The sequence below is a fragment of the Terriglobia bacterium genome, assembly GCA_020073205.1.
GTDB lineage: Bacteria > Acidobacteriota > Polarisedimenticolia > Polarisedimenticolales > JAIQFR01 > JAIQFR01.
Genome location: JAIQFR010000148.1, coordinates 1 through 8,322 on the forward strand (window position 1 = coordinate 1; position 8,322 = coordinate 8,322).

The 8,322-nt window shown below is 62.1% G+C and carries 6 protein-coding genes; 4 read left to right on the forward strand and 2 right to left on the reverse strand.

Annotated elements, in window-relative coordinates; translation table 11 throughout:
* Positions 1-175 precede the first annotated feature (175 nt).
* Entirely contained in the window at positions 176-448 is a 273-nt protein-coding gene (locus tag LAO51_18985) for a DUF2934 domain-containing protein (GenBank protein ID MBZ5640828.1), read from the forward strand.
* 85 nt (positions 449-533) lie between these two features.
* On the opposite strand, the gene LAO51_18990 is transcribed toward LAO51_18985, so the two are convergent.
* Entirely contained in the window at positions 534-899 is a 366-nt protein-coding gene (locus tag LAO51_18990; GenBank protein ID MBZ5640829.1) for a hypothetical protein, read from the reverse strand.
* A gap of 987 nt (positions 900-1,886) precedes the next feature.
* Here LAO51_18990 and LAO51_18995 point away from each other — a divergent pair.
* A complete protein-coding gene (locus LAO51_18995; GenBank protein MBZ5640830.1) occupies positions 1,887-3,098 on the forward strand; it encodes a thrombospondin type 3 repeat-containing protein in 1,212 nt (403 codons plus the stop codon).
* Between the two features lie 674 nt (positions 3,099-3,772).
* Positions 3,773-6,145, forward strand: coding sequence for a hypothetical protein (locus LAO51_19000; protein MBZ5640831.1), 2,373 nt, complete (start codon positions 3,773-3,775; stop codon positions 6,143-6,145).
* 497 nt (positions 6,146-6,642) lie between these two features.
* Here the strand turns inward: LAO51_19000 and LAO51_19005 are convergent, their stop codons facing one another.
* Positions 6,643-7,344: a hypothetical protein gene (locus LAO51_19005; protein MBZ5640832.1), complete on the reverse strand. Its 702-nt coding sequence runs from the start codon at positions 7,342-7,344 to the stop codon at positions 6,643-6,645.
* A gap of 176 nt (positions 7,345-7,520) precedes the next feature.
* On the opposite strand from LAO51_19005, the gene LAO51_19010 reads away from it, so the two are divergent.
* A complete protein-coding gene (locus LAO51_19010) occupies positions 7,521-8,105 on the forward strand; it encodes a site-specific integrase (GenBank protein ID MBZ5640833.1) in 585 nt (194 codons plus the stop codon).
* Positions 8,106-8,322: the final 217 nt, after the last annotated feature.

Consider the following 8,322-nt stretch of genomic DNA (forward strand, 5'->3'; position numbering starts at 1 on the left):
TCCCCAACCGAACAGAGACTCGGCACAGCCTTGCGGCGAAGAAGGCGGCTCCGCTGAGGCACTCCCGAGCGCGAGGCCCGCTGACCCATGGCAGGCGGCGAGCCGTTGGAGTACGGTGCACCGGGCGATCGCGCGCTTAGTCAGCGCGACAAGTCGACCTACCTGAGGTTCGGCGATGAGGTCGGACAAGATCAACCGCATGAAGGAACCCGTCCCACCGGCGAAGAACAACCTGTCCTGGGTGACGAGAGCGATGGAAGTTATGCTGGTGTCTACCGTCGATGGCATCGCGTCGCTAAGTACCATCCCACAGAATCAGCGCCGCAAGCTGATCGCGGAGGCGGCCTATCTCAAGGCGGAGCGTCGCGGGTTCCGGGGCGGCACTCCCGAGCGGGACTGGCTCGACGCCGAGGCCGAGGTTGACGCGATCCTCCTGCACGCGTGCTGAAGCGGCGAGTAGCACCTCCCACTGGTCCGATCGCAATCCCCACTTGCTCTCGGTACTGCGCGCATAACCCTGCACGCCTGCGAGTTCAATCCTCAAGTCCCCAGATCCTCACCTCGCCCGCGCCGTACTGCACGATCGCCCGCCCCAGCGCCATGATCATCGCCACGATGCCGTCGATCCGGCCCGTGCTCTTGGCCTTGTCGGGCTTCAGGTTCCCCGCGGGGTCCTGCCTCACCGAGACGTTGTCGGCCATCCACCGAAGGACCGGGTTCCCACCGTGGCGGAGCCGCTTCGACAGCAGCAGCGCCTCCAGTTCCTTGGTCGGTGCCGACATGTCCCGGAACCCCTGGCCGAACGGGACGATCGTGATCCCGTCGCTGACGAGCTGGGAGGTGATCTGGCTCGCGTTCCAGCGATCGACGGCGACTTCCCGGAGCTGGTAGCGTTCCATCAGCTCGTTGACACGAAGCTGCGGGACCTCGGGAACGAGCGGCGTCGCCTCCTGAACCGCCTTGAGGAGCTTGAGACGGCCCCCTACGAGCCGATCGATGCCGAGGTAGTCCTCCGGGAAGGACTCGCCTCTCTGCGCGACCTGCCGCGCCTGCTGGAGTCAGGGAGCCTGGAGGAGCGAAAGGAGTTCGTGCAGGCGTTCGTGGGCGGCGTGAAGGTCATGCCCGAAGAGGCACGCCTCGAGCTGGAGATGCGAAAGTTCCCCGCCGTGGCGCTACCGCGGCCTGGGAACTCTCCCTGTGAGCTGGTAGCGGGGGCACGCTATGAACGGGTACAGATAGAAATGACGCCGGACAGCCGGTTCGTGGTGCAGCGCAAACCGATAAGACTTGTAGCGTAGCCGCCGGCCCCGGTCCCTGGGGCTGCCTCATCCTGGTAGCACCCCCAGGAGAAAGGTCGGCCGTCTGGTCCCCCGCCAAGAGATGCGAACCCAACATCACCGGTCAGAGGCGCCGGGGTTTTGGCGGCGGAGACGAGCCGGTCAGCCTCCTCGATCGAGAGCGGTTCGCGCTCGTACCTGTAGGACATAGGGTTCTGACCCGTTCGCACTGACGCAGGAAAGGCGAACTTTGGTCGCTTCCCTGCCTTTCGGCTACCAAAAAGAACGCCGGGAGGAAAGCCCGGATCTGTGGACAAGTTCGTCTTTGTAGATGGAAGGCGAACTCCGTTCGCGGTCCCAGCCGAAAAGAGGGCGCGCGGCCACGGGTTAACGATGGGCCAGAGCTGAGGCAAGCCGTCCGTTGAGGCGCGGGGTCAAGTGCGGCACACGACCCCCGGCGCGTTGGGTGCAGGGTTCAGATCTGAGATGTCGTACAGCCGAGTCTCTGATTCTTCGGCCGATGGTGCCCCATCCCGGCTGACGGGGCGTATACTCCCCGCAGATATGGCCAGGGCATGAAGCTGACGTGCCATTCTAGGAGGCAGAATCATGAGCGCAGCCGCTAGGTTTGTGCTGGCCGCAGGTGTTGTGGTGAGCTTCCTGCATGCTTCTGCGCAAGAGCCCTGCGTTCAGCTTCCTCTTGGTGCAGTTGGCTGGTGGCCAGGGGATAACGATGCTCTCGACATCAAGGGTGGAAACGACGGAGTACTGTGGTACGGCGCGTCCTACAGCGGTGGGGTGGTGGGCGCGGCGTTCAACCTCGATGGTGGTGACGACTACGTCGAGATCGCCGACAGGGATGATCTGACACCGCCGTCGCTCACTCTTGGCGCGTGGGTCAACCCGGCCACCATGACCGGTGACGGAGCGATCGTGTCGAAATATGACTCATTCAAGAGCGGAACCAGTTGGATCTTGCTGATGCTCGCGGGCGGCAGATTGCGGTTCGGGGTCTACGGAGACAGGACAGGTCATCCAAAGACCCGCTACATTGACTCGAATGAGCCCGTTCTCTTCAGCAACTCGTTTCAACACGTCGCGGCCACCTTCGACGACCTTACCAAGAACTTGAAGCTCTATGTCAACGGCACTGAGGTTCCAGGAACGACGTACGGGGTGACTGATTTGTCCATCTGGAACAGCGAGACTCCTGTCCGGATCGGAGTCTACGTCGACATTACCAACCATTTGATCGCCCATTGGGATGGCATCATCGATGAAGTTCAGATCTTCAGTCGGGCCCTCTCCCGCTGTGAAATCAAGGCAATGGCCGATGCTCGCAGCGGAGGTGCATGCAAGGGAGACACGGACGGCGACGGTCTTCTCGACTTCAACGACAACTGTCCAGGCCTCTCTAACGCTGGTCAAGAAAACGTCGACGGCGATGCAGCAGGGGACGCGTGCGATTGTGCACCGGCTGATCCGGGAGTCTTCGCGGCTCCGGGAGAGGTCGGAATGCTCCAGGTGAGGACGGTTGGCGACAACTCGGAGCTGGATTGGTGCTCCAGTGCGCTGGAGGCCGGAATCGCATCTGTCTACGATGTTCCCCGAGGCACCCTCAATGAGTTCCCTGTCGGGACAGGGGTGTCCGAGACATGTTTGCCGCCGGGCAGCTTTACGAGCCCAGCGGCGACGGACCCTGCAGTTCCCACAACCAGCAGCGGTTTCTGGTACCTGGTGAGGAGTCGCAATGGCTGTGGCGTCGGTACGTACGGGTTCCGGAGCAATGGCACAGAGAGGGCGACTGCGGTTTGCCCTTAGCGCCGCGGCCGCGTTTTCCTTGTCTCGCAAAAAGGCGCTGGCTGAGGAATAACAAGACCCGTTCGATCCAGAGGGCGCCTTTCCTAATGGAAGGCGAACTCCGTTCGGGTTCTCAAAGGCGACTAAGACGGTCCTGTATGGCGCAGCTTCGCGCAAAATGGATCACGTTCGCTTCTGGGCCGCCGTATAGTGTCGCCATCGTGCGACCTTGCGATCGTGCGACCGAAATCGCGGTTACCGGGTCTGCCCAGGAGACACACGCCAAGCGATACCTGACTCAGGGGGGGGGAATCATGAAAACGAGAGTCGTCTTTTGCATCCTGCTCGCCGTGGTCTCCATCAGTTGGTCCCGCGCGGCAGAGACAGACGCCGTTAATCCGGCGTTGGCGGACGCTTGGAACCACGCAGCGAGTGGTTTCGATTCGGTTTTTGTGGAAAACCGAGGTCAGCTTGACCCAGGAGTCCAGTATTCCGCTCAGCTGCCTGGACTCACGGTCTCCTTGACTTCACGCGGCTTGACTCTCGAACTGTATTCGGCCCCAAAGACGACTTCTCTCCAAATGGCCAAGGCCCCCCCGAGGGACTTGTCCGCAACTTCTCGAGGCACCAGCGAAAGAGATCGCGTTGAGTGGTTCGGAAGAACCGCTCGAAAGCGCCCTCTTCGAGACCAAGACGTGCAGGCATCATCGTTGGCGGAGCGCAGTACCATCCACATCGACTTTGTGGATGCCAATCCCACGCCGGTTGTCGAAGGCTCGGGCCCGGTTTCCGGCTTGAGGAATTACTACCTGGGGTCCGATCCCCGCCGCTGGGCCACGAAGGTTCATGCGTTCTCGGCTGTGACTTTCAAGGGCCTCTGGCCTGGAGTCCATCTCACGTACTGGGTCGAAGGCGGCGCGCTTCGCTACAAGTACACAGGCACGAACGCTAACACGATCGCCGGCAAGGCATTTCGTTATGAGGGAGCCAATCGCATCGTCGCTGGGCCCGCCGGCTCCTTCCATCTCGAGACTCCTCTAGCGAACGTGACGGACATGCGGCCCGCCGGGGACCGCGACACTGGAACGATCGCGGTCGGTGCCACCTTCGAAGGCAGTTCACAGGCATCGCCACAGATCGGCGGCCAGTGCTCCAATTACCCGCGGGGCGTCACCATGATGGATCTCGCCTATAGTACATTCTTCGGCCCCAATAGCATTGGCACCTTTGTCAACGCCGTCGTGGCAGTCCCTGGCCAGAACGGCCTGGAGCCTCTTGTCGTCGGCACGACCGCGGACGACATTACGTCGAGCTCCGTTGCCTTCGTCGCCAAGTTCGACTTGACCGCTTCGAACCTGCAGTGGATCAGCTATTTCGGCGGCACCGGCGACGATCAGGCGACGAGCGTCGCGTTGGACGGAAACCAACCTCTCGTGTACGGAGTGACTACTTCAACTAACTTCCCTACCACTCCAGGCGTCTTTCGATCCACTCCAATACCGGGGTACGGGGACCTCTTTCTCGCGAAGCTCACAGACGTGGGTGAATTGGTTTGGAGCACGTACGTAGGCGGGGACGTCTCATCAACGGGCTGGGCGTTGCACCCGGGTGCTCCGGATAACTCGCCATGGTGGGGGGAATATACTCCACAAGCTATTCAAGTCTATGCGCACAAACCCATAATCGTTGGCTGGCCATGCGGCGCCGGCTTCACGACGCCAGGGGCTTTCGATCCGGTCCCGGATCTGCCTAACGGAACAGACAGCTTCGTGGCACAGTTGGACGAGAACGGGAGCGCACTCGCCTTTGGAACATGTCTCGCGAACGTGCGTCTGACCAGTCTTGATCTCGACGCTCTCGGGGCGCCGGTCGTCCTCGGCGACGGGGGAGCAAGTTTCCCGACGACGCTAGGAGCGTATGATCCTGTTGGCCCCTTTGCGAACCCGATCTGCCAGCAGCCACCGTACCTGTTCTGTGGGCCCGATCATGTTGCGGTGGCTAAGCTATCGGCGGACGGCTCGGCGCTTCAATGGGGCACGTTCATCGGCGGGTGCGTGGACGAGTCGACATTGGCTGTGCGGCTCGATGGAGCTGGCAACGTCGTGATCGCGGGCACTACCCTGTCTCCCAACTTCCCGGTCTCGTCGCAACCAGCTCAGAGCCAGATCGGCGAGGGTTGGGGCCGGTGTCAGACGGAACCGGGAAAGCGGTGCCGATGGTGGGACGATCTGTGCAACAACGGATGCACGGACTGCGACGGGTGCTCGTGGGATTGGGACGGCTTCGTGGCAAGGCTGAGTGGGGATGGGAGTCAACTCTTATCGAGCACGTTCCTAGGTGGCAGCTACTTTGACGCGATCAAAGGGCTAGAGCTGGACGGCGATGGTCGTCCGATCGTCGTCGGCACAACGCTGTCCGACGATTTTCCGGTCGACGGAAGCCCGTGGGATCCGACGCTCGACCAAGTAATTTATCAGGACGCATTCGTGACAAAACTAGAAGTGGATGGCACCGTCTTCCTTGCGAGCACGTTGTTAGGGGGCGACGGTGGAGAGGCTGCGAATGGAGTCGCGCTGGACTACGCTGGGAATCCCATAGTAGTTGGAGTAACTGGCTGGGGATACGACGTTCCCCCACAATGCGATTTCCCAACGACACAATACGCATTCCAGCAAAACCGTCCAAGTGACTATTCGGGGTTCCTGACCAAGTTACTCCCTTTGACGCGCTGCCTCCACCTTGTGAACCAACCTGGTACTAACGTCACAATCTTGATGGATGCGGCATTCTATGGCGAGTGTCCGTGGCCAGAGCGGTCTGACTCGCTGGACGGCTATCTCTACGACGTGATCGAAGGACGGATTGAGAACCTCTCGCCGACGTCCATCGGCCCCGTCAGTCCCCTTGCCTGCGATATGTCCGACGTGGTCTTGGAGAACGAGTCCCTTCCCCGAATTGGCCACGTGCTGTTCCTGTTGGCGCGACGTTCTCCAGGAGGCAGTTACACAGACAGCGATGGTCCAGGATTGGTGGGAACAAGGCAACCGTCGTCCGGAGATTGTCCGTGAACGTTAGAACACGGCACCCTTGCAACGACTTCGCCGAGCATGAACCCAGAGCCCATGGACACGGCAACAAGGCGTACGAACGCGCGCGCAGCTTGAAACCTGCCTGGTAATCCTCGGGCATGAGGATCGTGGTGGCCGATCGTGGTGGCCGAGCGGTCGGCCTCCGTGATGACCGGAACGTCCGGGCCTGCATTGCCCGACGCGCCCGCCGGGTCACGCTACTGGTTCCCCCTTGACTTCCTCCCCCACCGCTGGCCCTGTCCTGGCGGGAGGTCCCCATGCCCCACTTTGCCCCGCCGACCCTGACCGCCGCCGAGCAGAAGGCGATCCTGCGGGCGACGGCCGCCAACCTCCGCGATGCCGCCATCTACAGCGTGGCCCTCGACACCGGGCTGCGGCTGGGGGATTTGGGCTCGCTCGACCCGAGCCGTCTAGATCCCGATCCCCCGAAGCGCAGGAGATTTGCGCGGAACGGCTACGACTTGCGGCAGGCACAGCTACTTCGGGGGTCTCCATTGATTTGTCGCACGGTCGTAGTGTGCGTCCGGTTTGCCGTCGCCATCGAGGTCGTAGTCTCCCGACTCTAGCGCGCCTACTGTGTCGTACACAGAACCCTGCCAGAACGTATTCACTCTTTCCCAACCAGTCTTGTCGTCGCTCACTTCATCGAGACGTGCCAGATCGATTTGTTTCATGAGCTGATCTCGAAACAACTTCGGGAAGGTGGCTGCGAATTTGCCCACCGCCTCCACCGTCGTTGGGCCGAGTGGTGCAACCGCGTCAGCGGCTGTCTGTACAACATTCTCCACGACGGCCTGCGCGCGACTCCGCTCCTCCGAATCGCCTCGCGCATAGCGGCCAGATCGAACGAACTCTGTGCACTGTTCGACTGAGCACGAGAATCCAAACAGCGGATAAGCGCAGTGGCCCAGTGCGCCAATTGCGTCACAATTGTCACTGCCCTCCGCACGGCATTTCGCTTGGGCCTGTTCGATGTCGCGGTCTACTTTATCGCATTTTTCTTTGTGTTCCTTCTCCTTGGCGGCTACGCACGCCTTGTACTCGGCCGACTCTTCGTTCTTGCATTCCTCGGCGTAGGCGACTGCCTGAGTCTGAGCTGTAGACAGCGCTGCGGAGAGAACGGACGAGCCCAACATTGCCAAGAGCACAATTCCCTTGACCGGACCGTCGCGAAACATGCGTTTCCTCCTTTCACCTTGCCGGCTATACCCTAAATTGGAGCGTTCGTGGTCCGCAAAGCTCTCTGCAACACCCGTATCCCGAGTATACAGCCCCTTCGGGTTCTATGTGGGCGGCTGGGGCGCCCCGCTTGACTTCCTCCCCCGACGTTGGCCTTGTCGGACGGGAGGTCCCGGTGTCCCACCTCGCCCCGCCGATCCTGACCGCCGCAGAGCAGAAGGCGATCCTTAGGGCCACGGCCGCCAACGTCCGAGACCACACCATCTTCTCCATGGCCCTCGGCACCGGCCTGCGGCTGGCCGAGCTCGTCGGCCTGAACGTTGGCGACGTGTTCGCACCGGACGGGACGCCTCGGGTACGCGTCCGCATCCGCCCCGAGATCGCCAAGGGCGGTCGCGCGGCGGACGTGTTCCTACCGGACCGGCTGGTCGTGAAGCTGAAGCGTTTCTGGCGGTGGAAGCGCGAGCGTGGTGAGGACCTGGCCCCCGGCGCTCCCCTCTTCTGCAACCAGTCCCGCCGCCGCATCTCCAGGCGCCGGGTCCAGTTCGCGTGGCGGACCTGGCAGAAGAAGGCGGGGTTCGACCGGCTGTACCCGTTTCATTCGCTGCGGCACGTAGCGGTCACGAACGTCTACCGGGCGACCCACGACCTGTTCCTGGCGCAGAGATTCGCGCGCCATCTCAGCCCGCTGACGACCGTCGTCTACACGCACCCGAGCGACGAGGAGATGGCCAGCAAGGTCCGGACGCTGGCCTGCTGACACGCCCTTTCCCTGGCCGTTCGACGCCGCACCCACCACGCGTCGCGTGCCTTCTTCCTCTCCTACCCCATTCCGGACAAGGCGAGGCTGCGCAACGGCCATACCCGCGGACCTTCCCGCGAGCGGCACGTCGTCGGGCGCGCCTCGACCCCCCCGGCATCTGCTCCCAACGCGGCGTAGACTGTTGGGCGATGAACCTCGACCCGGCCTGGCTCTT

Excerpts from the sequence above, each read along its gene's own strand:
- LAO51_18985 (MBZ5640828.1), top strand. The coding sequence starts at position 176 with ATGAGGTCGGACAAGATCAACCGCATGAAGGAACCCGTCCCACCGGCG.
- LAO51_18990 (MBZ5640829.1), bottom strand. The coding sequence starts at position 899 with ATGGAACGCTACCAGCTCCGGGAAGTCGCCGTCGATCGCTGGAACGCG.
- LAO51_18995 (MBZ5640830.1), top strand. The coding sequence starts at position 1,887 with ATGAGCGCAGCCGCTAGGTTTGTGCTGGCCGCAGGTGTTGTGGTGAGC.
- LAO51_19005 (MBZ5640832.1), bottom strand. The coding sequence starts at position 7,344 with ATGTTTCGCGACGGTCCGGTCAAGGGAATTGTGCTCTTGGCAATGTTG.